22 protein-coding genes are annotated in these 25943 nt (G+C 36.4%); 2 read left to right on the top strand and 20 right to left on the bottom strand.

What is annotated here, in order from left to right:
* Window positions 1–4: 4 nt before the first annotated feature.
* From CHSO_RS16335 to CHSO_RS16375, 9 genes are all read right to left on the bottom strand, one after another.
* The gene (locus tag CHSO_RS16335; RefSeq protein WP_144428944.1) at window positions 5–3247 is read right to left on the bottom strand and encodes a hypothetical protein; all 3243 of its coding nucleotides are present in this window, start codon (window positions 3245–3247) and stop codon (window positions 5–7) included.
* Between the two features lie 12 nt (window positions 3248–3259).
* Window positions 3260–4885, bottom strand: a complete 1626-nt coding sequence (locus CHSO_RS16340) for a T9SS type A sorting domain-containing protein (protein WP_045498212.1) — start codon at window positions 4883–4885, stop codon at window positions 3260–3262.
* Between the two features lie 598 nt (window positions 4886–5483).
* Window positions 5484–5897 (bottom strand): hypothetical protein, encoded by a 414-nt coding sequence (locus tag CHSO_RS16345; protein ID WP_045502722.1) that lies wholly within the window; start codon window positions 5895–5897, stop codon window positions 5484–5486.
* A gap of 221 nt (window positions 5898–6118) precedes the next feature.
* Window positions 6119–6508 carry a hypothetical protein gene (locus CHSO_RS16350; protein WP_045502725.1) on the bottom strand — a complete coding sequence of 130 codons (390 nt, stop codon included), beginning with the start codon at window positions 6506–6508 and terminating at the stop codon, window positions 6119–6121.
* 93 nt (window positions 6509–6601) lie between these two features.
* Window positions 6602–8929: a beta-glucosidase BglX gene (bglX, locus tag CHSO_RS16355; protein ID WP_045498214.1), complete on the bottom strand. Its 2328-nt coding sequence runs from the start codon at window positions 8927–8929 to the stop codon at window positions 6602–6604.
* A 69-nt stretch (window positions 8930–8998) separates the two neighbouring features.
* Complete coding sequence (locus CHSO_RS16360) at window positions 8999–9700, bottom strand: prolyl oligopeptidase family serine peptidase (RefSeq protein WP_045498218.1); 702 nt, start codon at window positions 9698–9700, stop codon at window positions 8999–9001.
* A gap of 178 nt (window positions 9701–9878) precedes the next feature.
* Window positions 9879–11270 (bottom strand): glucoamylase family protein, encoded by a 1392-nt coding sequence (locus CHSO_RS16365; protein WP_045498221.1) that lies wholly within the window; start codon window positions 11268–11270, stop codon window positions 9879–9881.
* Window positions 11271–11338: 68 nt separating this feature from the next.
* The gene (locus tag CHSO_RS16370; protein WP_045498223.1) at window positions 11339–12754 is read right to left on the bottom strand and encodes a RagB/SusD family nutrient uptake outer membrane protein; all 1416 of its coding nucleotides are present in this window, start codon (window positions 12752–12754) and stop codon (window positions 11339–11341) included.
* 12 nt (window positions 12755–12766) lie between these two features.
* A complete protein-coding gene (locus CHSO_RS16375) occupies window positions 12767–15589 on the bottom strand; it encodes a SusC/RagA family TonB-linked outer membrane protein (protein ID WP_084221008.1) in 2823 nt (940 codons plus the stop codon).
* A gap of 350 nt (window positions 15590–15939) precedes the next feature.
* Between CHSO_RS16375 and CHSO_RS16380 the strand changes: the two genes are divergently transcribed.
* Window positions 15940–16611, top strand: coding sequence for a DUF4197 family protein (locus CHSO_RS16380; RefSeq protein ID WP_045498225.1), 672 nt, complete (start codon window positions 15940–15942; stop codon window positions 16609–16611).
* A gap of 44 nt (window positions 16612–16655) precedes the next feature.
* Window positions 16656–16961 (top strand): DUF493 family protein, encoded by a 306-nt coding sequence (locus CHSO_RS16385; protein ID WP_045498227.1) that lies wholly within the window; start codon window positions 16656–16658, stop codon window positions 16959–16961.
* Window positions 16962–17089: 128 nt separating this feature from the next.
* Here the strand turns inward: CHSO_RS16385 and CHSO_RS16390 are convergent, their stop codons facing one another.
* The 11 genes from CHSO_RS16390 to CHSO_RS16440 form a co-directional block, all read right to left on the bottom strand.
* Window positions 17090–17440, bottom strand: coding sequence for an ArsC/Spx/MgsR family protein (locus CHSO_RS16390; protein ID WP_045498228.1), 351 nt, complete (start codon window positions 17438–17440; stop codon window positions 17090–17092).
* Window positions 17441–17528: 88 nt separating this feature from the next.
* The gene (locus CHSO_RS16395; RefSeq protein ID WP_045498229.1) at window positions 17529–18143 is read right to left on the bottom strand and encodes a deoxynucleoside kinase; all 615 of its coding nucleotides are present in this window, start codon (window positions 18141–18143) and stop codon (window positions 17529–17531) included.
* A gap of 20 nt (window positions 18144–18163) precedes the next feature.
* On the bottom strand, window positions 18164–19135 hold the full coding sequence (locus CHSO_RS16400; protein ID WP_045498231.1) for a hypothetical protein: 972 nt from the start codon (window positions 19133–19135) through the stop codon (window positions 18164–18166).
* 89 nt (window positions 19136–19224) lie between these two features.
* Window positions 19225–20247, bottom strand: coding sequence for a glutaminyl-peptide cyclotransferase (locus CHSO_RS16405; protein ID WP_045498233.1), 1023 nt, complete (start codon window positions 20245–20247; stop codon window positions 19225–19227).
* A 35-nt stretch (window positions 20248–20282) separates the two neighbouring features.
* Window positions 20283–20666 carry a VOC family protein gene (locus tag CHSO_RS16410; RefSeq protein ID WP_045498235.1) on the bottom strand — a complete coding sequence of 128 codons (384 nt, stop codon included), beginning with the start codon at window positions 20664–20666 and terminating at the stop codon, window positions 20283–20285.
* A 5-nt stretch (window positions 20667–20671) separates the two neighbouring features.
* Window positions 20672–21172 carry a GNAT family N-acetyltransferase gene (locus CHSO_RS16415; RefSeq protein WP_045498237.1) on the bottom strand — a complete coding sequence of 167 codons (501 nt, stop codon included), beginning with the start codon at window positions 21170–21172 and terminating at the stop codon, window positions 20672–20674.
* 4 nt (window positions 21173–21176) lie between these two features.
* A complete protein-coding gene (locus tag CHSO_RS16420; protein ID WP_045498239.1) occupies window positions 21177–21602 on the bottom strand; it encodes an SRPBCC family protein in 426 nt (141 codons plus the stop codon).
* A 240-nt stretch (window positions 21603–21842) separates the two neighbouring features.
* Entirely contained in the window at window positions 21843–23453 is a 1611-nt protein-coding gene (locus CHSO_RS16425) for a Na+/H+ antiporter (protein WP_045498241.1), read from the bottom strand.
* A gap of 162 nt (window positions 23454–23615) precedes the next feature.
* Window positions 23616–24620 carry a bestrophin family protein gene (locus tag CHSO_RS16430; RefSeq protein ID WP_045498243.1) on the bottom strand — a complete coding sequence of 335 codons (1005 nt, stop codon included), beginning with the start codon at window positions 24618–24620 and terminating at the stop codon, window positions 23616–23618.
* 88 nt (window positions 24621–24708) lie between these two features.
* Window positions 24709–25386: a DUF2490 domain-containing protein gene (locus CHSO_RS16435; RefSeq protein WP_045498246.1), complete on the bottom strand. Its 678-nt coding sequence runs from the start codon at window positions 25384–25386 to the stop codon at window positions 24709–24711.
* 143 nt (window positions 25387–25529) lie between these two features.
* Window positions 25530–25922, bottom strand: a complete 393-nt coding sequence (locus CHSO_RS16440; protein ID WP_045498249.1) for a DUF1398 domain-containing protein — start codon at window positions 25920–25922, stop codon at window positions 25530–25532.
* Window positions 25923–25943: the final 21 nt, after the last annotated feature.

Genomic DNA, 25943 nt, shown 5'->3' on the forward strand with positions numbered 1-25943 from the left:
CGTCTTAGTTTTTGTAATGGTAGTTAAATTCTTTTAACAGTTTTCCAGTATTGTTATGTTCTCTGACTTCTTTAAGTCTGCCGGCTGTATCATAAAGGTAAACTTCCCTGATTCCGGATGGTGGAGTAATACTTCTTACTCCAATTAAAGGGTCATAACTGTAGGTAGTGATCTGATAGCCGGATAAGACTGAATTGTTTCTAAACCCATCCAACGCATTCAGCATCCGCTCTTCAGAAGCAATTGTACCTTGCGATCCATCTGTTTGAGATGCGATAACAATACTATCTATGAATGACTGATTAATATCTGAGAGTTTGGCACCCACTATTTTGGCTATAGGAAGTATACTCTCATATCCCCAAATAATAACTGTTGGAATACCTTCTTTAGTAGTATACTGCTGTAGATTTCCTTTAGCATCATACTTATCGTAAGTAACTTCCGTGGTCGCTGCCTGAGAATTCTGGAGATCAAAGGATAATACTGAAGTTGGAAGCAGGTTAGCAGGATCATCATACTTGGTTTCTGTTTTTGAAATCGTTGTTCCAGAAGGGTCACTTACATTTCTTTTTTGGATTGAGGAGCTTTCCAGCGGAGTTGCTATTATATTAGCATTGATCAACTTTTGATTATTTTTCTCATGAGCATACTGATATGATATTTCTGAAGCCGAACCATCAAAGAAACGGGTTTCACTTTTCATCAGATTGATAGGTTTATTAATATCACTCAAAGAGTAGGAATTGACCGTCTCCGAAGTCAATATCCCATTCAGGTAATTTTTATCTGTTGATTTAGTCAATAGCCATTTACCGGATTCTACAACATAAAAATCATTAATTTTAATCAAAAATTGATGATTCAAATTAAAAAAAGCAAATGAAGTAGAAAGAGCCAGACTATAAGGTGAATCAGGAAGATGGTCTGAAGATAGTGGGTTTTTTAACAACAAATTTTCATACTCATAGCTTTTTTCCTGAAGCAACGCTCCGCTTTCTGAATACGACTTTTCATTCAATATATTTTTATTCAGAAACCGGTAAGGATTCCAGCCTGCAAGAGGAATTGTTATGTTTAAATTACCTCCAATGACAGGAAATTGGTACATTTTCTTTCCTTTCCCTAAAGTATGTTCGGTCACATATTCATAAGAAACCACATCTCTTCCGGAGAGGCTTGAATTAACAGCCTGATCCGCACTTAAACCATAGTTGTCACATATAAACTCTAGTATTTGTTCTGACTCAGGTTTTACCACACTATAGTGCATTTTTAAAAATTCTAATGGAGAAGCAATACTTCCTGAAGACTGAGTACTTAAACTATCCGGTTTATTATATTCAAAAGTTCTTTTGGTGTAGTTGGTCTGGCCATCAAAGTCATTAATACTTTTTATTCTTAATCCTCCAACAACTGCATTTTCATTAACCATCATCCTATAAATTCTTTTCCTTAAAACAGATAAAGAGACTGAACAACCCGGTTCTGGCTCATTGGTCTGTAACATGACTCTCAATCGTTTTTTATAGTCAGGATTATGAGAACCGGGGACTTCTAAAATAGGGCCACGAACATCATTCCTAAACTGTGCTATTCTTTTCCAGCTACCCGTTGGCTGCAGTTCTTCCAGATAGCCATTCCCATTGGTAACCTGTATAGATCCTGGTCCACCCGGAATATTATTAGCACAACTGTTCGTCCAATCCACAAGATAAGTTATCGTTCCCTCTACATTCATAGCATCATTAAGGTAAAATTCAGGTCCTGTTTCTTCGGCATACCCTGCACCGGGATTTAAAACTCCAATTACATTTGATTTTGTAGTTATTTCCTCCTGTGGAATAACCAGTGTTTTCCAGACATTGTTGTTTTCATAAGTAAATGAAGAAGATCCTTTGGTAGGGTAATTTATCTTTTTCAGAACATAAGCCTGTGAGTATTGAGGATATACATTACGATTTCCACCCTGTGTATAATTCCTGTTAAAATACTGCATATTGGGAATGAGCCCATAGTTATTCTGACCATTATAATATCCCCATATATCCTGAGAAAAACTTCCCAAAGATGGCTGATCATTTTCATTATATTCGAAAGAGTATTCTGTATTATCCAGCAGATTTCTTACTTTATTCAATTTCAATCTGAAATTTTTATAGGGCTTATCTCCGCCAGAAGTCTCAAAATATTGATGCTCAAGAGCCATTTTTTGAATCACTCTATCTTTATAAGTCCCTATAATTTCACTGAGGGCAAAAGTATTATCTACCGCTCCGTCCAGATCTTTCCTACCCTGTACTCCCTGAATAGTATTGGCATAATTGAATGTAAGCTTTTCATCATCATGAACAATTTCCGTGAGCAAAGCCTCTATATACATATTATTAGTTGTTGAATGTAGATTCTTGTTGGCTGGTGCACACATAGGATCATTATGTTCTACAGGAATATAAATATCTGTAAAACTGTGGGTAATATTCTTATATAGCATTCTTTTCCCATAATTGAAACTTACTTCCTCGTTATTGGGGAATTTAATTTTTTCAAGGATAAATGATGAACGATAAGATTCAGAAGAACCACCTGTTGAAATTGTACTGGTTGAATTTCCTTTTGACAATGTATAGATAACCCCTTTAGAATCTATAATGATAAATTTATTGTCAGCATAAGAGATTTTTACATCTTCATAAGGAATCGTTCTGAAGTTCCCGTTTGAATCTTTGATAAAGGAACCTGAAATAGTGGGTAGGTTATAATGATAAATATCGGGTTGAGAGTCCATAATACCATCCTTAATATTTGACATTCTATAATAAATATCCGGTGGAAGATTATGTAAGTTTCCAATTGCATATTCTCCAGGTTGCTGGGGGAACCATACCTCGTTTTCAATATCATCCTTTCCATGCATTTCCACAGAAATACTGTTTGGAATGGCCAGTGACCATCCCAGTCCTGCCACACCTGAGGTTTCATCTACTTTAATTCCACCTGTATTATAGGTTAGACCGATAGGAATAGTTACCCCATATCGGGTTTTGATTTCATATAAAGGAACAGAGACATTAAGCTTACCTGTCCTGTAATCTACCGGAAAATCCCCAGCTTTGAACATGCTGTATGTTTCAGGGGTAGTAGGAAATATCTTTTGAATATCATTTTTTGTTCCGGGATCTATGGAAGCCTGCCCCAATACTATTATACCTGACAATGCAGATGCCAGAAGTATTATTTTTTTCATGATTAATGTTTTTTATTTTTTAATCAGCTTTGCATTGGCTGTTTTGTTATTATCTGTTTTTATGGTTACTAAGTACGCTCCCTGTATCAAAGCCTGGGTATTCATCTTAGTCACTCTGTTCTTGGTTTTGAAGTTCTGAAGCTGTCTTCCGCTCATATCATACAGCATAATATCAGCTTCTTTAAAATCAAAACCGATTTCTACATAGGCATAGTCAGAGACAGGGTTTGGATAAATCTTGATGTCATATTTCTCTATCAGATCATTCACCTGCTTATCACCCAGCTTGACAATCTTCCAGTTCTCCCTGCCTAATTCTTTGGCACTGGTTCCCGCTAAAACAATAGAACCGTCTCTATTTAATTTTAAATCTGAAAGTCGTTCTTCTTTCTGTCTGGATTCTCCTGCTACATGTTTTCGCCACTGTTCATTTCCATTCCCATCCAGATACAGCATCCAGAAAGTCTCATCATCTTTCTCTATTCTTCCTTCGGCTTGGGTATAGCCTCCTAACAAAATTCCTTTGGATGATTTGTCATCTGAAGAATGAATGACACTCATTCCCATCAGAATATCACGGTTTTTAAAATTGTAGGACTTTTGCCACTGCTCATCGCCTCTTTCGTTTAAAGCAACTAACCATAAATCTGTACCTTCTTCAATGCCTACGGTTTTGTTTCCGGATCTTTCGGATCTGGATTCGCCACCGATGATATAACCATTTGCAGTTAAGGCCAACGTTCTTACATGGTCATCTCCTTTCCCGCCAAAGTTCTTCTCCCATTCTACTTTTCCGGTTTTATCCAGTTTGATGATCCAGTAGTCGCCTTCGCCAAAGTTTTCTGTAGATTTTCCCGTGCGGGATGCGGGATTCGCGGTACTAGGTTCAGAAGGCGATGCTGCTCCACGAGGGCTATCTCCGGATCCCGAAACACGGACCTCGGAACTCCTTGAGTAAATTCCCAATAAGGCTCCACCATCTTTTGTCGGAATCATTTTCTCTACTTCGTCCAACCCTTTTCCGCCTAAGATCAATTGAGAAAGTTCCTTACCATCTTTGTCCAGTCTGGTGATCCAGACATCTTTGGATCCATAGCCTTTGGATGAGTTTTGTACATTTCCGGCTATAAAAAAGCCTAGATCTGTACTTTGAATGACTGCTTTGGCTTCTTCATCAGAAGAAGTTCCCAACGTCTTTTGCCACAGTTCATCTCCAAATTCATTGATCCTGATGAGCCAGATATCTGATCCGCCTTTGGAATCCTCTTTCTTATCCAATCCTTTTCCTGAGTAAGAGGTTCCGGCTACAAGAAAACCTCCGTCCTGGGTAGTTACTGTCGCAGATAAATAATCGTGATTGTTTCCTGAGAAATACTTTTCCCAGGCTTCTTCTCCCTGCTGATTCAATTTAATCAGATGGAAATCGTAGCCGTTATTTTGTCTGCTTCCAGCCTCCATCTTCCCGCTTCCTGACTGAATAGAGCTTCCTGTAATGAGATACTGCTGATCGATGGTAGTGGTTACCTGGCTTAGAAAATCCTGAGTAGAGGATTTGATGTCTTTCTGCCAGAGAACTTCCTGGGCAGATAGCCCAAGAATGGTGCATACAGTACATGCACTGAGATAAATCTTTTTCATTCCCGTGTTATTTTAAGTTGAGTAATTAGCTTTTCAAATTTTTACAAATTTAACTTTTTTTAGTTCACGCAAGTCTTGTAAATGTGATTTAATATAAATTATTTCCAGGTATAAGGACATTTCATTGTGCTTCTATGATCCTTCATTGATTCTACAAATCTACTACAGTACTGCGACAGAACCTGTCGTATTTTATGTAATAAAGCAGAGATTGAAGTATAGGAACAAGATAATTGATAATTGATAATTGATAATTGATAATTGATAATTGATAATTGATAATTGATAATTGATAATTGATAATTGATACAAAAAAAATAGTTTGGGTAGAGATAATATAAGTAATATTGAATCTTAACAACAATATTGTTATCATTCATCAATTATCACTTATTACTTATCCATTAGCCCCGATAGAAACGGTTACCCCACAGCAAACGGTTGGCCCTTAGACTTCGCCAGGATAGCTTTGGCGCGAGGAGTATGAGTGGATAGCGGGATAAAGCTCCTTAATAAAAGAAGATTCTTACCATCCGGAATATAAATTCATAAAAAAACCACCCTTTTCGAGTGGTTTTAAGCTTTTGAAAATTTGATCTTATTGATAAATGACTACATCATCTTTTTTAATTTGATACCCGGTTTTCTTGTAGGGAACTAAAACATAGGTTTCTTTAATATAGCTTCCACTTTTCCAGAGTTTGCTTTTTCCTTCTTTTTCAAGAATAATGCTTTTGGCACTTCCCTCTGGAATAAAAACTTCAGCCCGCTTCATATCTTTACTAAAAATAACAGCCGTCATTGTAGTATAGCTTTTATCTGAGCCTACTTCCTTTAATTTGATTTTCTGTTCGAAAACCTTTACACAATTATTTCTGATTTGTGAATAGGTATAACCTGCAGAGCCTATACAACCATGAACATCTCTATCACCTCCCAAAACCGGAGTTTTTTGCTGGGCAAAAATTAAAGAGCCAAGGAACATCATGCTAAATAAAATTGGTTTTTTCATATTTAAATTATTAATGTTTTCAGTGGGGTAAAAGTGTTTTGGAAATAAAGATATTAATTTCATTCCTAGTTACAAAAATATAATTCACTGAACAATTATTTATTTTATTATTCCAGTTCTGTTTACCTCACTGAAGGCCTGTCATTATTTATTTTCCATAGTTTGTATCCACAAAAAAAGCCACCCTTCCGAGTGACTTTATCTTTCTTTGAAAACTGATCTTATTGATAGATTACAACATTATCCTTTTTAAGCTGAAAACCATTTTTTTTGTAAGGAGTCAGTACATAACCATCTTTTTTCCACACTTTTGCTTTTCCTGCTCTGGTAAGAATTATGCTCCTGTTTTCTCCATCTTTTACAAAAACTTCAGCATTTTTTTTGTCTTTGCTGAAAATAACTGCTGCAATATAATCTCCTTTTGTAGCGACCTCTTTTAATTTGATCTTTTGTTCAAAAGTTCTAACACAGTCTTTCTTGATCTGTGAATAGGTATATCCGGCTGAACCGATACATCCGTGAGCATCTTTATCGCCACCTAATACCGGTGTTTGTTGTGCAAATGCTAAAGTACCAAGGAACATTGCGCTCAATAAAATTGTTTTTTTCATGTTGTTTGTATTATTATGATAACTACGCAGGGTATTAATAAAAATCATGCCAAAAATATCATAAAACACATTACTGTGAAAAAAAACTACTTTTTACTTTGTCCAATTGACTTTAGAATGTTTCACCTCATCGGAGCTTGTTCCGATCATAATATCAAACTCACCTGGCTCCCAGTCGTATTTCAACTCTCCGTTGTAAAATTTCAGATTTTCCGGAGTGATCTCAAAGGTTACTTTTTTAGATTCTCCTTTTTTCAAAAATATTTTCTGGAAACCTTTCAATTCTTTTACGGGTCTTGTAATACTTCCCACCATATCTCTGATATAGAGCTGCACTACTTCTGCTCCATCGTAGTTTCCGGAATTGGTTACCGTAACAGATGCCTGAATAGCCTGATCTCCTTTTGGATTAGGATTGGAAATACTGATATCAGAGTAGTTGAACTTCGTATAGCTTAATCCATAACCGAATGCATACAAAGGAGTATTGCACTCATCCATATAATTAGAACGGAATCTTTGGTACTCACATTTATCAGTCAGCTTTTGATCTAACGGGCGACCTGTATTTTTAGCATTATAATAAATAGGAATCTGTCCTAAACTTCTTGGGAAAGTCATTGGAAGTTTTCCTGATGGGTTTACTTTTCCGAAAAGAACATCGGCCATTGCATTTCCTGCTTCTGAACCCGGGAACCAAGCGTTAAGAATGGCATCAGGGGTGTCTTTTACATTCGTTAGTGCTAGCGGGCGGCCTGTGAAAAGAATCATAGCGATTGGTTTTCCTGTCTTTTTCAATTCATTGAGCAGGTCTACCTGAGACTGAGGAATCGTGATTTCTGATCTTGATGAAGATTCTCCACTCATTTCTGCAGATTCTCCGATAGCCAGGACAATAACGTCAGCTTTATTGGCAACGTCTACTGCTTCTTTTAACAGTTCTTCTTTTGAACGGTTATCTCTATCGGTTTTCTTTCCGTGAGCAGCATAAATGTCTTCCAGTTTTGCATTGTAATCAATGTTGGCTCCTTTTGCGGAAAGGAATTTCACTTCCTTACCATAATTTGCCTGAAGCCCCTGCATTAAGTTAACTGAAATGTTATGTTTTGTAGCCACACTCCAGGTTCCAGCCATGTTGATTGAGTTATTCACCAATGGACCGATCACCGCAACAGTTCCTGATTTTTTTAAAGGCAATACCTGATTTTCATTTTTCAATAAAACCATTGATTGTGCAGCAACATTTCTTGCGATATTACGGTTTTCCAGATTATACACTTCTTTGGCTGCTAATTTTGCATCACCATGTTTGTATGGATTATCGAAAAGACCTAAGTCATATTTTGCTTCCAGGATTCTTCTGGCTGCCATATCAATTTCAGCCTGTGTAACCTTACCTTCGGATAATGATTTTTTTAAAGTGGTTAAAAAGCCCTCTCCTACCATATCCATATCAACACCTGCTTTTAAAGCTAATGCAGAAACCTGCTGAAGATCTCCCATTCCGTGATCCACCATTTCATTGATTCCTGTGTAATCTGTCACTACAAACCCGTTGAACTTCCATTGGTTTCTCAATACTTCGGTCTGAAGCCATCTGTTTCCTGTTGCAGGAACTCCGTCCACCTCATTAAAAGAAGCCATTACTGAAGCTACTCCGGCATCTACAGCGGCTTTGTAAGGTGGAAAATATTCATTGAACATTCTTACATGGCTCATATCAACCGTGTTATAATCTCTTCCCGATTCCCCGGCTCCGTACAATGCAAAGTGCTTTACACAAGCTAATATATTGGTTCCATTAGCCAAGTCTTTTCCTTGGTAACCGTACACCATATTTTTTGAAATCTCGCTTCCTAAATACGGATCTTCTCCGGAACCTTCGGAAACTCTTCCCCATCGTGGTTCACGGGAGATATCCACCATTGGCGAAAATGTCCAGTTGATTCCATCGGCTGCGGCTTCTCTTGCAGCAACTTTTGCAGATTGCTGTACCAGATTCATATCCCAAGAAGCGGCTAATCCTAATGGAATAGGGAAAGTAGTTTCATATCCGTGGATTACATCCATTCCGAAAATCATTGGAATTTTCAAACGGCTTTTTTCAACAGCTACTTTCTGAACGGCTTTAATTTTATCTGCTCCTTTTATATTGAATAATCCACCTACTAATCCCTGCTCTACCTTTTTTCCGATATCTGAGCTCTGCGCCATTCCGGTAGTAAAATCTCCGGAGGTAGGAAGGTTCATCTGACCGATTTTTTCATCTAAGGTCATTTTAGATAAAAGATTATCTACAAAGGCTTTTTTCTTGGCCTGATATTGAGCAGTCTGATAAGACTGCACAGGCTTGTCCACCATTTCCTGAGCGGAAAACACAGGTGAAAGCGCCAACGTTGCAAGTACAATTAACTTTTTCATAAATCTATCTTCTTATTATTATTGTTTTGATTTTTATGGATCTTCTTTCGCTTAACGAAATATGTATTCTTATTTTTCTTTCTTTTTAGACAGCATCCATTCATATAGCTGTGGATTTGAATAAGCTGAATCCCATGAATTGTGATTATCATTTGGAAAAATCACTAATTCTGCGTTCGGATTTACAGGGTGAAGCTTCTGATAAAATTTGAAGGCATTCTCCGGCAATACAATATCATCCATTCCTCCGTGAAATATTTTCATATTCAAATCTTTAAACTGCTGAATATTGGCGGTCATCACCTGATCTGTAGGTGCACAAACTGAAGCTACTGCTGCAAATATTTCAGGATGTTCCATAGCCAGTTTTAAGGTTCCCCAGCCTCCCATAGAAAGACCGGTAAGGTAAATTCTGGAAGCATCAATTTTATATTTTTTCTGAATTTCTTTGATCAGATGATATACGGTAACTGTATCCCACCAGCTATCTGCAGGACATTGTGGCGCCAAAATAGCAATTGGTTCCTTAATCAGATTTTTATACGTGAACGGGCTGTGAGCTTTTACCAACTCAAGATTAGTTCCTCTTTCTCCTGAACCGTGAAGAAACACAATCAACGGAACATTTCCTTTTGCATTTTTAGGATAGTCCAAAATATAGGACATTTTCTCCTGACGTTTAATTTCTTTATTCAGCTCTGCTTTTATTTCCTGAGCATTAAGCTGTAGGGAAAGTGGGAGCAATAAAAGGGGAAGATGTTTTAGTTTCATAGTGCTATTAGGTTTGGGCTAATACCTTGGATTTGGTTTTTATTTCTCTCGCAGCTTGTGCAGATAAAGCAGATTATTGTGTTTGAGTTCTATTCAAAATCTGCGTTATCAGATAAATCTGCAAGCTTTATTTTTTTATCATTGATTGAAATGGTCTTTGTAAGCCTCTTCCAATCAATTATTTTATTCCATATTTTGTGGATTGAAAGCTTAGTTTTTTCAATCCCTGCTGAATTTCCGGAGCATTCATGAATAACTTCCAAAGAAAACCGGTTCTATAGTTTTCAATCATGGGTGCTATTGTTCCCTGATCTATGGCCAGATATCTTGGCGTAAACCAGTTGTTATAATTGATGGATGTTGCATCGTAAGGTCCCGCTGATCCGATAAATTCAGGCTTTTGAGTATAGATGAATCGTAAAAAATCCATGGATTCTTTTGGAGTGTATGGAAAACTGCTCAAGGCAGCTGTTGGGGTTATTACTCCATTGTCATTGCCAGGCATGTGAGCCGTATAGCCTGTGCTTCCATCTTCATTTCTTGTATAACCGGCTGTTAATCCCCAATAGTTTGGACTGTAGCCTTTCCATTGTTTCGGATTTTCAACGCAGTATTTATAATCAATAAGGGTTTGATTTTTATTAATATCAAAATAGTTTTTCACCAATTTATCAGATAATCCTGTAGGATCAAGTCCAACGTATGAATATTGAGCCCAGAAAAGTGGCCCGCCATATTCTTCGGCATAGTTGTGTTTTACATACAGAGGGAGCCCGTATTTTGTTTTGTCTGTAAGGTAGGTTCCGTTTCTGGCCCACCCTTTATAGTAGGTTTCAGCATCTATGGAATACGTAGGTGAAGATGCGGCAAGGATATAAGTAATCAGACATTCATTATAGCCTTCTAATGGAAAATTCATTTCCCATTGGTATTCCGGTGACCAGTGCCAGTATAGCACTTTTTCTCCGCCTTTGGTGTACCAGTTCCATTGAATTCCTTTCCAAAGTTCATCACATTTTTCGGCTAAAGCTTTTTCTTCTGCATTTCCGTTTTTAAAGTATTCACGAACCATCAATATCCCTGAAGTAAGGAATGCTGTTTCTACAAGATCTCCACCATTATCTTTTTTTCCAAAAGGAACGGTTTTTCCGGTTTCTCCATTAATCCAATGTGACCAGGCACCTTTGTGACGGTCTGCTTTAGCCAGAAAATCCATCATATGGGTCAATCTTTTCACAGCTTCTTTTCTTGGAATAAATCCTCTCTCCACTCCTACCAGTAAGGTTGCCAATCCAAATCCTGAACCTCCTGTTGTGATAACATGTTTATCGTTATCCGGATAGATATCATCTTCATGGTAACGTTCTCTTCCCAGCAGAGAATTGGGTTCTGCATAATCCCAGAAGTATTTTAAGGCGTCTTTCTGCACTTTGTCCATTAGTTGTTCATCCGTAATTGTACTTTTAACTGCATTATTTTTTACGATTTCAGATTGGGAAGTCTGAACATTTTTACAAGAATAAGTGAAGAGCAAAGAAGTTACGGCAATTGACAATAGGGTCCTTTTCATTGGTATCGGGGTTAAGGGTTATAAAATTAGAGGAGAATTTTCACTCTCCTCTAGTTTATGGTTATTGATTAATATCCTGGGTTTTGTGTAAACACACCGGCACTTTCAGTAATGGCATCAAATGGAATTGGGAATAATTCATTTTTTCCTGACTTGAATCCATAAGGAGCAAGTACTGTAGCAGCCTGTCCTGTTCTTACAAGATCTACAAAACGATCTCCTTCCATTGCTAGTTCTACTCTACGTTCGTGCCAGATCGCATTTCTAAGATCTAGCTGATTTGAAGCTGTAGTACCTGTAAGTTTAGCTCTTGTTCTCACTTTATTAAGACTTGTGATCGCTGCACCAGAATTTCCTAGTTCATTAGCGGCTTCAGCATTGATTAAAAGAATTTCTGCAAATCTTAAAATCCTGATATTCTGAATAGATCCATAACCGCAAGCACTCTTATTCAATGCTTTTGGCACATATACTTTTTGATTATAGGTAGTTACAGATTGTGCATCTCCCATAGCAATTAAATCGCCCTCCGGAGTTGTTTCCCCATTTCTAAGGATTGTAAGTTCTTTTCTGATATCACCAGGCTCAAAGGCATTTTCAAGAGCGCTGGAAGGAGTAAAGAAGCCCCAGCCAAACTGATCTCTTACTCCCTGCACTTCAGCATACTGACTCCCTTTCAATGGAGGAATACAATCACAGTTCACTTCGAAAACAGATTCTTTTCCAAATTCTCCTGACGGTCTGAATACATGGTTGAAGTCCGGATCTAAATCATACCCCATCGCCATTACCTGATTAGAGGTATCATATGCTTTCTGCCAGTCTTTCTTATAAAGATATACTTTGGAAAGTAAGCCTAATGCAGCACCTTTTGTTACTCTTCCCAAATCTGAAGCAGGATAACTCTGAGGTAGAATTTCTGCTGCACTGGTAAGATCAGAGATAATAAAGTTATACACCTCCTCTACTGAATTTCTTGGAATTTTATAATTACTCTGAAGCCCATCAAAAATAGGAACTCCGCCATATATTCTTACTAAATTAAAATAAAGGTATGCTCTCAACATTTTTGCCTCCGCAACTAATCTTGTTTTTAATGCAGAATCCATATCAATCTTTGGAACATTGGTAATCACCTGATTACAGCTGTTTAAACCTTGCCATTGTCCAATCCAATACCCTCTTACACCTTCATTACTAACCGTATACGTAAAATTATCGTATTCATTAATAAAAGAACCATCTCCAGGATTAGATCCTTTAACAACATCATCTGCTGGTACTCCAAATACAAACTGATATGGGAAAGCTGAATTATCCCAACTTCTCAGAAAGCTATAAATAGCACTTGTTGCCTGTATTGCATCCTCCTGAGTTTTGAAGAATGATTCTGCCTCCTTATACCCTTCCTGTTTTATATCTAAATAATCATTGCAACTGGCTGCAAGTGATAATAATGCGATTGATAAAAATATCTTTTTCATAATTCTTTCTTGTTAAAATGTTAAATTAAGACCCAAAGTATAGATTGCTGAAATTGGATAAATGTTATTATCCACACCCATTTGCACTCTGTCAGTATTTAAGATTTCAGGTGAGAATCCATTATATTTAAAGCTCGTCCAAGGGTTTTGAGCACTTACATATAATCTTAATTTGGTAATCGACATCGATTTTGCAAATGACGTAGGTAAATTATACCCCACCTGAATATTTCTGATTCTTATATAACTTCCATCTTCTACATAAAAACTGTTTGGTAAAATAATAGCCTGATTATTGGTTGCCATTGGATAAGCATTAGATGTTCCTGCACCATGCCATCTGTTATTATAAAAATCTAAATCCCAACTTTCATTTCCATAGCGCTGTTCTCTATTGTAATTGTAAATTTTGTTGCCAAACACTCCCTGGAAATCAATAGCGAAATCAAAGTCATATACATTCAGATTCACACCAAATCCATAAGTTCCCTTAGGGATTGGGCTTCCTAAAAATGTTTTATCTCTAACATCTATTACACCATTTCCATCAAGATCTGCAAATTTAAATCCGCCAGCTTGTGCTCCATTTTGAGTAGCAGCAGCATCTACTTCAGCCTGGTTCTGAAAAACTCCTACTACCTGATAGCCATAATACGAACCTACTGCTTGCCCTTCCTGCAGCCTTATAATTGAATTACCAAATAAACTTGCTCCAGCATTAAAATAGGAATTATTAGCAACAGAAGTAATTCTGTTTTTAAGGGTAGTCATATTTCCATAGACACCAAACTTTATATGATCATTGATCTTAGTATCATAACTGATGGAAAATTCAAGTCCTTTATTATTAAAAGAATAAGCATTCGTAACATAATCACTCCAGTTAGAAGCTCCAGAAACAGCCCCTTGAACAATACCATATACTACATCTTTGGTATCTTTATCAAAATAAGTAGCATCAATTTTCAGTTTATTATTGAACATAGCCATTTCCAATCCGAAATCTTTACCTATGGTTGTTTCCCAACCAATATTTGGATCTATCACCCTGTCAATGGTTTGTGCAGGGTAGCCGGAATTTCCAAAGTATGCACCAGCATCCAGGATTGTTGTATTCAGTGTGTAAGCTCTCTGTACATCCGGATTCCCTAGTTTACCCCAGCTTGCTCTTAATTTTAAAAGATTAACAACATTTTGCTCACTCATAAAGTTTTCTCTGGAAATTACCCATCCGGCACTTACAGCCGGAAATACGCGAGATCTGTCATTTGCAGAATACTTAGAAGTTCCATCTCTACGAACCGAAGCGTTCACTAAATATTTTCCATCATAATCATAATTAAGCCTTCCAAAAAAGGATTGAATTCTATCCTGATATGGAATAACATCTCTTCCTCCTAACTCAAAATCTGTTCGATAAATATCTGTTCCTTGAGAAATATCCAGAGAAGCATTATTTCCGTTATAGTTTACGTTTAATGCTTCAGCATACGCCTGAGAGTAAGAGTTTCTTGTTCTTGAAAAACCTGCCAGCAATTCTATATTATGCTTTCCTAAATTTTTCTTCCAGCTTAATGTATTATCCCAGATATAATTTCGGGTTCTCGAATCTCTTGTTATTAATTTATTTGGTTTTTGGTCCGCAACAGGAACATAGCCAAATGTTGGAGTATATTCATACTTATTTGAATTGATATTATCTGTGCTATAACTGATTCGTAGCGTAAAATCTTTTAAAAATTTATATTCTCCCCAGATATTGTTCAGCAATCTTTCTTCTCTGGTTTGAGATCTGAAAAGATCCATTTTTGCTCTGGGGTTAGGTACTTTAGCCAATGTGAAATATTGGTAATCTCCTGTATCAGGGTTAATAGGTGCATAAACAGGAGGAGATGAATAAGCATCCAGCAAAGTATTATTTACATGGTCTGTACGCATTTTTGAAAAAGTGAAATTATTACCGATTGTAATATTATCGTTAATTTTATAACTCAAATTCACTTTGGTATTGAATCTGTTAAAACCGCTTCCGGAATTAATTCCTTGCCCAGCCGCCAGATTTCCTTCATCCTGAAGGTTTCCAACACTTACATAATAATTCAATTTTCCAAGGTTACCTGATGCTGAAATATCATTGGAATTAATTATAGCCGTTCTAAAAATCTCCTTGAACCAATCTGTATCATTAGGATAGGATGATTTGTTTAAAAATACAGGATCTTTTGCCTGATCATTGATTAATTTCTCGTTATACAGCTGTAAATATTGATCTGAATTAACCATTTTAGGAACGTTCGTTACTGTTTTAATCCCCAAATATGAGTTAAAATTGAAAACAGGTTTTTTACCTCTCCCTGTTTTGGTTTTAATGATCACAGCACCGTTGGATGCTCTTGCCCCATAAATTGCCAAACTTGAAGGGTCTTTCAGGATACTCATAGATTCAATATCCTGAGGACTTAAGAAAGAAATATCATCGGTAATCATTCCATCCACAATAAAAACAGTCTTACCTGCCAATGAACCAACCCCTCTAATGTCTACTCTCGGAGAACCTCCCGGCGCTCCAGAGTTTAAAATCTGTACACCTGCTACTTTTCCCTGTATAGAACTAAGTGGGTTAGCATTAGGTTTATTCGCTAAATCTTTAGCAGAAACGACTCCGATACTACCGGTTACGTTCTCTTTTTTCTGAGACCCATATCCAATCAGAACCACCTCTTCAATCTTCTGCTCTTTAGCAGCGGTATCCTTAGGTTGTGTCTGAGCATTGACATTCATACCGAAGTATAAAACAGCAATGAGACATGAATATTTCAAATTACTTTGTTTCATATAGTTTCAATTTTATTCGTACAATCAGATTTTCAACATTGTCTCATTTTGAAGCAATTAATTTCTCAAATGAAGACATTAGCCAAAAATAGAAAAAAAACCGAAACATGTTAACATATTTTAAAAATTCAAAAACTATTGCTTTTTTTTACACAAAAAAGGCCAATAAAATCAAATTAACAAAATTAAAACCAAAATATTCATTAATAAATTACTATATCACTAATGATGAAATCCCGTTTTCAACAAAAAAAATCACCAAATAATTCACTAATCATTAATATTTTGTTAAATAGATAATAGTATTTACCTTTGGTGCAGTTTTTGAAAAAAGCAATAAAAAAAGATCAATGAAAAAATATATCATTGCAGCGGCTCTTATAGTGGGGACCGGTGCCGTTATTACCACCACTGTACAATCCTGTACAACGCTTGCCACTTCGGACATGGGGCTTTCCATTATTAAGAGAATGTTACTGAATGGTATTGATAAAGGAATGGGTGTTTACACCAATAAAGAAGCCTTTTTACAGAATAATATGGTAGATAAGGCTCTTCCGAAACAGCTTAGGGAAATTAACTCTATGCTGGAAAAAATTGCCCCTTCATTGGTTGCTAAGGAAAGAGATTATATTGCTCAGGCAGCTGCTTACACTGTAAATACTTCGAGACCTATCCTACAGGGCGCAGTAAACAGTTTAAATGCTCAGGATGTAACCAGAATTATTGAAGGAACTACCGCTACGCAGATTCTAAAAGAGAAAACATCCCAACAGCTTATTGCGGCTATCGCTCCGAAAGTGGATGAAAAACTGAACGAATACGGTATTGTGAAAACCATCAACACAGCTTTGGCCGGAAGTAATTTCCTGGGCAGTCTTTTGGGTGGTAATCAAAATACAGTAAACGCAGGCGGATTAAGCCAGCTTGCTTCTGAACAACTGGTAGCCGGGCTCTTCAATATCATCGAAGATTACGAGCATCAAAACTCCAAATCCCTTTTAGGGCCATTTGGAAAATAGAAAAAAATTCGTTATATTTATTATATATTATATTAGAATTGCAGATGGATATACTACAAGGAAATCAACACGCAAGTCCTGAAGATTTTTACAAGTCTTTAAAGGATAAACTGGAAGGTCATCATGATTTTCCGGAAGATTATTTATTTAAATTTATTATTCCTACAGATCAGTCAAAACTTACTGAAATTTACAAAGTTTTTGATGGTATTAAATTTACGTTGGGAAACCGGGAAAGCAAAAATGGAAAATACACAGCCTGCAACATTAATGCATTTGTATTAGACGCGAACCAGGTAGTGAATATTTATCAAGAAGTAGCAAAAATAGAAGGCGTTATTCTATTGTAAAAATAAAAGGCAGTCATTTTTCTGACTGTCTTTTTATTGGAATACTGAACGAAAATTAGATCTCCTTTTATTTAAAAACAAAGTAGCGGCTGTTTCTTCGAAACAGCCGCTACTTTTATATATATTTATTATTTCTCAATAAAGAACTTTACATTTTCAATAGGTCTTCCCAGCATGGCTACTGAGCCTTTTACCAGAATAGGTCTTTGGATTAGGGAAGGATTTTCAGAGAGAATCTTAATCCATTCTTCTTCAGAATAATTTTTGTCTGCATAGTTTTCAACATACAGCTTATCTGTCTTCCGAATGATATGAAAAACGCTCTGATTAAGCTTTTTCAATACGGTTTTAATCTCCAGAATACTTAGTGGATCTTCAATTATATTAATGATCTCAAAACCCACCCCGTTTTCATCAAGATACTCTAATACAGCATTTGACTTTGAACAGCTTCCATTATGTAAAACCTTCACTAACATTTCTAATTATTTTTAAAAATTAAACTTGTCTATCACAAATTTAACAAGAATTCAATGGACGTTGTCTTAATGTTCTGATAAAAGTTTGTTAAAACAATCCGTGTAATTCTGTTTCAATTTTTTCCAGAATCAATCCAAAATCTTCCGGTTTTTCAACGAAATCTAAATCGTCTACTTCAATAATCAACAGCTTTCCTTCTGTGTAATTGGAAATCCATTTTTCATATTTCTGATTTAGTTTTGAAAGGTATTCAATGCTGATGGATGCTTCATATTCTCGTCCTCTTTTGTAAATTTTCTTTACCAGATTCGGAACGTCTGATTTCAGATAGATTAAAAGATCCGGAGCAGAAACAAATGATTTCATCAGATCAAAAACAGATGAATAATTACTGAAATCCCTGTCTGAAAGAAGATTCATATCATTCAGGTTTTCTGCAAAGATGTGTGCATCTTCATAAATGGTACGATCCTGAATAATGTTTTTACCGCTTTCTCTGATCTCTTTTACCTGACGGAATCTGCTTCCCAGAAAATATACCTGCAGTGCAAAGCTCCATTTGCTCATATCCGAATAAAAATCCTCCAGATAAGGATTGTGGTCTACGTCTTCAAATTGTGCATCCCATCCGTAATGCTTAGAAAGCATTGTGGTTAAAGTTGTTTTTCCTGCTCCAATGTTTCCTGTAACTGCAATATGCATAATATTCTTTTTCCTTGTATTTACTGATTAATGATAAGCTTTTCTAAGCCTGCTGATTGAACTTCGGCAGTTTCTTCAACCAACTTTTCTAATATATTATCAGAGGACTTCTTTTCTTTCTCTCCTCCATTGGGCTTCTCTTCAACATTTTCTACGGGTTTCTCTGTAGACTGCTCTATGGTCTGAAGCTCAATTTCCTGTTGTTTCTGCTGTCTGGCTTTCTTTACGTTTTCAAGGCTGTAAAGATAAAGCTTGTTCCCCTTGATTTCAAAATAAGAAAGGATGTTTTTATCCACAATTTGCGCGTCGGGGTCCTCAAAAACAACACTCATCCCTTTCTCAGGAACATATTTTAAAATTGAATTATTGGCGACAACTAAAATATTATCATTCTCTCTTCTGAATCGCTTTCCGTTATCTACGGGGGCTTCAAATAGTTTTTCGAACTTCAGATTATAAATTCTGATATGTTTTTTGGTGAGAACGTATACTTTAGTTTCATATACCAGCAAATCCATCAGATCCTCGAAACTGATATCAAAAGGAAATGAATTGATGGTGGTATCATTTCTGAAATTATATTGTATCAAACGCTTTGTACTGTCATCCAGTAGCCATAACTGCTGCAAATCTTCAGCATAAGCCATTCTGATAAATCCAAATTTCTGTTTAAAATCAATTCGCTGGATTTCATTCATATTCTGATCCACAAATTTCATTTCCTGGGCATTTTCAGAAAATAAAGGTACATTCAGAGGATTTTGTACGGTTTGCACTTTATAAGGAACCGTAAGCATCATTTTCCCGATCTGTTTCCCTAAAGAATCATATTTGGTAAAGCTAAAGTCCTTATTTTTATAGATGTACAGGTTGCCGTAGTCGTCAGCCAGCATATCTTTGGCTTCCTTCAACTTTAAAGTATCTAAAGGAATAACGTTCTGTGCCGCAGAGGAACAGAAAATGAAAATGGATATCAGATAGATTAATCTCAAAATTCTTTTTACTAAGATAGCGCTCCTTACGGAACGCTACCAATTTACATCTTTATTTTATTCGAATAGAAATTGTTATGAAACTTTTCTTATTTAATAACAACTTCATAAATCTTCGGCCAGTTCTTCCCTGTTACCAACATATTTTCTCCTTTGAAAGCAATTCCGTTCAGAACATCATCAGTTCCTTTGGTATTTTGTTTTGCAATTTCTGTGAAATCGAATGTCCCTACCACTTCTCCGGTTGCAGGATTAATTTTCAAGATGATTGGTTTTTGCCATACGTTAGCATAAAGGAATCCGTTGTGGTATTCCAGCTCGTTCAGTTGATCATATGCCTGTGTGCTTCCTGCTACTGCAATATATTTAATCAATTTTGAAGGATCATTAGCATCCAGGAAATATAAAAGTTTACTTCCGTCTGATGCGATCAGGTTTTTTCCGTCGTACGTTAGTCCCCAACCTTCACCCAATACATTTGGATAAGCAAATTCTGAAAGCAGTTTCAGGGAACTTTTATCATAAATATATCCTTTTTTACTTTGCCATGTCAACTGGTATACCTTGTCACCAACAATAGTACTCCCTTCAGAAAAATCCTCTGGAGCCTGTTTTGTGGAGGCAAGTGGTGTAGTTGTTCCCAATGTATATTTCAGGATTTGTGAAGATCCGTTCTGACCATCGCTTTCATAAATGGTATTTCCCTCTGCCTGAAATCCCTGTACAAAGTTTTTCGGATCGTGAGGGTATTCTGCTACAATCTGATATGCAATATTTTTTTCAGGATTTTTTGCAAAAACATTAATGGTTGCATCCTGATTCAGCACTTCTCCACCTTTTGTTTTGATATTGAAAGTAACCGCGTTATCACCTAAAGTAAAAAACTTAGGATCAATAGTAAGGTCTGTAGTTTCTTTATCCCCAAAGCTGACGGTTACGCTTTCTGCATTTTCCGTTACTTCTTTCGGAAGCTGAAGTTTATCACCAAAATGATATCCTTTTGCTTCCATTGAATGATTATAGGTGTTTAATGTATCAAGAATCTCCTTATCTTTATTACAAGATGCCAGTAATAGAATTGCTGCGAAACCCGCTATTATATTTTTTTTCATTGACTTTCTAAATATTTCCCCAAAAATAGCAAATTTTATTCCGTCTTGCCAATATTATCCATAGGTTCACTAAATTGTAGGATATATCCATTGTTATCATATACCGCAAATTCTCTCATTCTCCATTCAAAAGTTTCAATTTCATAGCAGATTTTGGCCTTTGTTTTAAGATCTTCCCATAATTCATCCACTTTATCTACATTAAAATAAAATGATCCTGAGAAGCCTACAGCAACATTATTTTCATGCTCATTAGGTAAAGCAAGCATGATGTAAACATTATCTTTTCGAAGTGAAGCCCAATGCCATTCATCATTTCTGTTTAACAATTCAAAACCGAGAATATGAACATAAAATCCTATGGTTTCATCCAGATTTTCAGTCCAAAGTATGGGTCTAAGCCCCGTAAATCTGCTCATGATTTCTATAGTTCAAAGGTGTCTCTGTGAATTTTCATATTGATTGAAACCCAGTTTTCATCATCAATTTTCACTTCATTCTTTACCTCCGGATCAATAGCAAAGCCTACTTTCTTATAGCATTCAATAGCTCCGATATTCCAATCGTATACATTCAGTTCTGCCCATTCTTTGTTGAAATGATAAAATCCATATTTCAGGAGTTCCTGCATTACTTTTTTCCCGTAGCCTTTTCCACGGTTGTTTTCATCCCAGATCAGAATTCTTCCCAACAGAAAAGTTTTCTCTTTTAATAATATCTGGGCGTGTCCTATTGTATTTTGGTTCTCTGCATCAACTATTTTGAACAGGGTTCTGTTTTCATCAGATAAATCTCCGTCAAGCTGATCTTTCGTTAAAGGAAAACTGTACATCGGACCGGCAAACTGAAGGAGTGCTCTTTGATCTTTTATGTTTGAAATTAATTCCGACGCGTCTTGAATATGAAAAGACTGTAATACTACCATTTTTTTATTTTTCTAAATATTCTTTTAGACTCTGCCCTAGAATTGAATTCCAGCCACCTGTAAAATTTTCTTTTGAAAAGCCTTCTCCCAAATCTTTGAAATTTTCAATATCTTCATGGGTTAGCATCACTAAAGTTCCATCACCTTCGGATTGCAGTTCCCATGTAACGGTTGTTTTTTGGTCTGAAAAATCAGGATAATACCAGCTATATTTCAATGTTTGATTGGGAATAATTTCAAGAATTTCACCTTGGTGATGGTATTTATTTTCTCCTCCCGGTTCGTAGAAATTAAATACCTTTCCTACTGCCAGTTCAAAATCCTGAATATCGAAATACCAAGACTTCATTTCACTTTTATCCGTTAATACTTTCCAAACTTTTTCAGCTGGAACATTTATCTTGTATTGAATGGTGATTGGTGTATTCATATTATTAAGTTTAAATGAATTGTTACATCATCTTTAACCACAAAAGTCACAAAAGAATCTGAACACTTGAGTTATTTTAAAGTTAATATTCTTATTATTGAGAAGAGCACTTAAGTTTGAAAATCTGTAGATTTTCCCCTGGTGAATCTTATGCAAGTTAACTTTAATTTTAGACTTAGCTTAAATCCTTTTGTGACTTTTGTGGTTTACTATTTACTTTATTGTAAAAATTAAATAGCATCAGTGAGAGAATCCTGTAATTTTTGCTTCATCAAAATCCAGCTGCATTTCAATGGTTCTCATCACATGATCGTCAAATATTTTCTCTTTTTTCATTCTATGTAATTCATTTCTCTGTGCCTGAATGATCTGACGCAACACATCTTTATTCTGATTAATTGCCGTTACATAATCTCCGGTAGAGGCCATGCATTGGGCTTTATCTGCCATCAGCATCATTTCGTTTTCCAGTTTATGTTTTTGGTGACGAACAAGGCTGTTAGACACCGCCAATTCAGAAAAATCATTATCCAATTTATGCAAAGCTGTTTCTTTAAGTTTGCGCATTAGGATAACTTCCTGTTTTTCTTCCGGCAATTCGCTTCCTGCATCCTGGATATTCAATAGTTTCAGAATCGGACTAAGTAACAATCCCTGTCCAACTAAGGTAATCAGGATAATAACAAAAGTTACGAATAAAATGATATTTCGGTGCGGAAATGCATCTCCATTCGGTAAAAAGGCAGGAATTGACAATGCTGCAGCCAGTGAAACTACCCCCCTCATTGCGGCAAAACTGATGATAAACGGTTCACGCCAGTCCGGCTTCGGGACTTTTAACCTCAATTCTTTGGAGCAAACCCTTGGAAAATACATCAAGGCATAACTGTACATTATTCTTGTTCCAATAATGGCCCCACCAATAACTACACTATAGAAAATTCCTTCCGAAATGGTATAATCCGTAAGACCTTCCACTACAATTGGTAATTCAAGACCGATCAGGATAAAAATGATAGTATTCATTAGAAATATCAAAACACTCCACACGTTTCCGGACTGAATTCTTGAGGTATGACTCAGGTAGCAATGGGAATTGTAAGACATCAGCAATCCACCGGCAACCACTGCCAACACTCCTGAAAAATGGAAATGTTCTGCTCCCACATACATAATGTAAGGAACAATCAGGGTAATGACCGTATCTATATTGGAGTTTGTTGGGATAATTCTAAGTAACGCCCCAAATAAAAAACCTACAGCTACCCCCATTGCAATTCCGCCAATGGCCATGGTAAAGAAATCCTGAATGGCGTCTCTCCAGATAAACTGCCCTGAAATAACGGCTGCCAGAGCAAATTTAAAGACAATTAAACTGGATGCATCATTAATCAAACTTTCTCCTTCCAGAATACTGGTGATCTTTTTAGGGATTTTCATATGTTTCAATACTGAAGTAGCGGCTACAGCATCGGGTGGTGAGTTTACTCCACCCAACAGGAACCCCATTGCTACAGTAAGTCCCGGAATAATGGAAGACGAAAGATAAGCTACGACAATTGATGTTAAAAACACCAATCCAAAAGCCATGGAAAAGATCTGTTTTCTCCATTTATGAAAATCCTGCCACGAAGTAAACCATGCGGCTTCAAACAAGATAGGAGGCAGGAAAATAAGGAAAACAAGATCGGGCTCTATCTCTACACGTGGCATTCCCGGAATGAAGCTTATCAGTAATCCTGCAATCACCAGGAAAATAGGATAAGCCACCTTCAGCTTCTGCCCAATCATTACTAATATCATTACAGACAGTAAGACTACAATGGATATTATAACATAACTGTGAATCATTTCGATTTAGTTTTTTTAAGTATTATTTTTTGCTATTTATGACTAGAAAATCTAACTGATGTGGATGGCTGTTTATCTAAATCTACAAGTTTTTTTATCTCACGCAGATTTTGCAGATAACGCAGATCTAAATCTAACTCCAGCGATTTCTTAATCTTTAATTTAAAGTACAATATTATTTTTTGGAGTGATGGCCGGTGGAAGATCGGTTTCATCCAGCATATCTCTCATATCAATTTCAATGGTACGGCTGATCTGGGTAATAGGAACATCATTGGCACTTCCTTCAAAAGGGTTTACCGAAGCCTCTCCTACACTGTCCAGTGTATGGAAACACCAAGTCACCAATAATGAGAAAGGAATATTGAACCAAATTGTCCATCCTTCCACCATGGAGCCCTCTCCCAGCTTATCAAATTCTTTCAACATTCCGAAAGGAACAAATACAATAAACAACAACAAAAGGTAAGTTGTAATGGATGAAAAATTCCTTGGATAAGGGAAGTTTTTAATTCTTTCTGCTTTTCCCTGACTGTCGGTAAATTTTACCAGCTGCTGATTGATCTGAGTCCATTGAAAATCATTGATTTCTCCTTTTTCATACGCTTCAGACAATTCTTTACTCTGACTGGCCATCAATTGTGTAGCCCTGTTCTTTTTGCCAAGAATATACTGAAGTTCTGCTTCTGAAAGATATTTCTTCAGTTCATCATCCAGCTTTGAAAGCCTTTCCGGAATATCATATTTTTTGGAGTATTCATCAAACTGGGCTGTTCCCATATTTTCCCAGGCTCTTGGTTCTCTGAGCTGAAACCTAAGTGCCGTAAGCCATGCATAATGACGAAGGAACATTTCTTTTACTTTACCTGCATCTTTCACTCCAAGAGAATCTCGTAAAATATATCCGAAGCTACGACTGTCATTGATAATAGCTCCATAAATCTGTCTCGCTTCCCAGAGCCTGCTGTAGCTGGCATTATTCTTAAATCCTACGATAAAAGCAACTGCCGTTCCCATGATAGCGATAGGCTGCCAGGGTACGGAAAGGAATTTCCAACCTAGGAAATATAAAACGGTAGGGATGGCTGCCAATACAAGTAAGGCATAAATACTGCGGCGTGTCCATTTGATAAATTCACGGGCACCAAATCTTTTTCCTGAATGCATTATGTGTTCGTTTTTTGTGTTAATTTTTTATCAATATCTTTTAAATAAAAGTTTTTTCCATCAGCGCATTCATGAGAAACAATCAACATTAGTTTTTGGTAAACGGTATGTTGTTATAAAAACCAATCTGAATTTGTCCTCTGTTTCTGTTTTCCTGAATCTGATTCATATATCCGGCTTCAATTCTCATGTTTTTGTTAATTACATAGCCTAAAGCACCGTAGACTCTGTTTCTATCAAAAGTAGGGCTATTGAAATGCAGGAAAATCTCATTATATACAGATGCATACAAAGTTTTCGGCAACATTTCCTTTTGAGTGATCGGAATATTCAATCCTAACATATAACGGAATCTCATTCTAAAATCGTCTTCCAGGAAACGTTCTTCCAAACGATAGCGATGCTGAAGATTGAAACGTCCGAACTTCTGCTTGGTAATATACTGCTGGAAAATTCTGTGTTCTATATTTTCTTTTTTATCTCCGTTTACATAAGGCTGGCTTAGGATAAAACCATATCCCAACAACACATTATTATTATTTTCGGTCAGATCATATCCAATTCCGGTACGGATCAGTAGCTGTTCCAGATCTCCAATAGCATCAAAATTTCTGTACTGAACTTCATTGTGCCAGTTCAGTTTTTTACTGATCTTATTGTTTCCAAAATACATATACCAGGCACCCAGATCATTTTTTTGTGCCCATGTTAAAACCGACCCTAAGCTCAATACAGTGAATGCCAACTTCGTAAAAACCTTTCTCATGTTTATCAATTACTATTATCTATCGTTTTAACAAAATTAATAATTTAAATCAATAATAGCAAACGGTATTTTTATGATTGATCTGATCTAGGCTTTATTTTAAGCAACTTTAAATCTGACTCTTTCCTTAAATCCCAGTTATCTTAGGCTGGAATCTGTTCTACCAGGACTTCTTCTTTTTCTTTATCAAAGTAAGTACAGGTCATTGCTTCCAGATTCATTACCCAGCCTTCAATTCCGTTTTCTGCGCAATCATTACAGAAGGTATAGTAATCTGTACCTCCCTGCTGATGAAGTTTTAATCTGGTTTTAAAATGGTCGAGATTGGTTTTTTCAGAAATGATAAGGATACCATATTTACTTCCGGTATGAACCGATTGATGATCTCTGTTGAAATAGGCTGTATTTCCGTCAGAAACATAAGTTGTATAATGAGCAACGCCCAGACTTTTTATAGTCTGAATATATTGAGGGAAATCTACCCCGCTCTTTACTTTTTGATGTGCTGTTGTAATATCTTCGATTGTAAATTCCATCTTTTCTATTTTCTGTCGGTT

Origin of the sequence: Chryseobacterium sp. StRB126 (assembly GCF_000829375.1) — a bacterium.
Lineage (GTDB): Bacteria > Bacteroidota > Bacteroidia > Flavobacteriales > Weeksellaceae > Chryseobacterium.

Excerpts from the sequence above, each read along its gene's own strand:
- CHSO_RS16370 (WP_045498223.1), bottom strand. The coding sequence starts at position 12,754 with ATGAAAAAGATATTTTTATCAATCGCATTATTATCACTTGCAGCCAGT.
- CHSO_RS16440 (WP_045498249.1), bottom strand. The coding sequence starts at position 25,922 with ATGGAATTTACAATCGAAGATATTACAACAGCACATCAAAAAGTAAAG.
- CHSO_RS16430 (WP_045498243.1), bottom strand. The coding sequence starts at position 24,620 with ATGCATTCAGGAAAAAGATTTGGTGCCCGTGAATTTATCAAATGGACA.
- CHSO_RS16415 (WP_045498237.1), bottom strand. The coding sequence starts at position 21,172 with ATGGTAGTATTACAGTCTTTTCATATTCAAGACGCGTCGGAATTAATT.
- CHSO_RS16425 (WP_045498241.1), bottom strand. The coding sequence starts at position 23,453 with ATGATTCACAGTTATGTTATAATATCCATTGTAGTCTTACTGTCTGTA.
- CHSO_RS16390 (WP_045498228.1), bottom strand. The coding sequence starts at position 17,440 with ATGTTAGTGAAGGTTTTACATAATGGAAGCTGTTCAAAGTCAAATGCT.
- CHSO_RS16410 (WP_045498235.1), bottom strand. The coding sequence starts at position 20,666 with ATGAGCAGATTTACGGGGCTTAGACCCATACTTTGGACTGAAAATCTG.
- CHSO_RS16350 (WP_045502725.1), bottom strand. The coding sequence starts at position 6,508 with ATGAAAAAAACAATTTTATTGAGCGCAATGTTCCTTGGTACTTTAGCA.
- CHSO_RS16365 (WP_045498221.1), bottom strand. The coding sequence starts at position 11,270 with ATGAAAAGGACCCTATTGTCAATTGCCGTAACTTCTTTGCTCTTCACT.
- CHSO_RS16435 (WP_045498246.1), bottom strand. The coding sequence starts at position 25,386 with ATGAGAAAGGTTTTTACGAAGTTGGCATTCACTGTATTGAGCTTAGGG.
- CHSO_RS16405 (WP_045498233.1), bottom strand. The coding sequence starts at position 20,247 with ATGAAAAAAAATATAATAGCGGGTTTCGCAGCAATTCTATTACTGGCA.
- CHSO_RS16385 (WP_045498227.1), top strand. The coding sequence starts at position 16,656 with ATGGATATACTACAAGGAAATCAACACGCAAGTCCTGAAGATTTTTAC.
- CHSO_RS16345 (WP_045502722.1), bottom strand. The coding sequence starts at position 5,897 with ATGAAAAAACCAATTTTATTTAGCATGATGTTCCTTGGCTCTTTAATT.
- CHSO_RS16420 (WP_045498239.1), bottom strand. The coding sequence starts at position 21,602 with ATGAATACACCAATCACCATTCAATACAAGATAAATGTTCCAGCTGAA.
- bglX (WP_045498214.1), bottom strand. The coding sequence starts at position 8,929 with ATGAAAAAGTTAATTGTACTTGCAACGTTGGCGCTTTCACCTGTGTTT.
- CHSO_RS16380 (WP_045498225.1), top strand. The coding sequence starts at position 15,940 with ATGAAAAAATATATCATTGCAGCGGCTCTTATAGTGGGGACCGGTGCC.
- CHSO_RS16335 (WP_144428944.1), bottom strand. The coding sequence starts at position 3,247 with ATGAAAAAAATAATACTTCTGGCATCTGCATTGTCAGGTATAATAGTA.
- CHSO_RS16395 (WP_045498229.1), bottom strand. The coding sequence starts at position 18,143 with ATGCATATTGCAGTTACAGGAAACATTGGAGCAGGAAAAACAACTTTA.
- CHSO_RS16340 (WP_045498212.1), bottom strand. The coding sequence starts at position 4,885 with ATGAAAAAGATTTATCTCAGTGCATGTACTGTATGCACCATTCTTGGG.
- CHSO_RS16360 (WP_045498218.1), bottom strand. The coding sequence starts at position 9,700 with ATGAAACTAAAACATCTTCCCCTTTTATTGCTCCCACTTTCCCTACAG.
- CHSO_RS16375 (WP_084221008.1), bottom strand. The coding sequence starts at position 15,589 with ATGAAACAAAGTAATTTGAAATATTCATGTCTCATTGCTGTTTTATAC.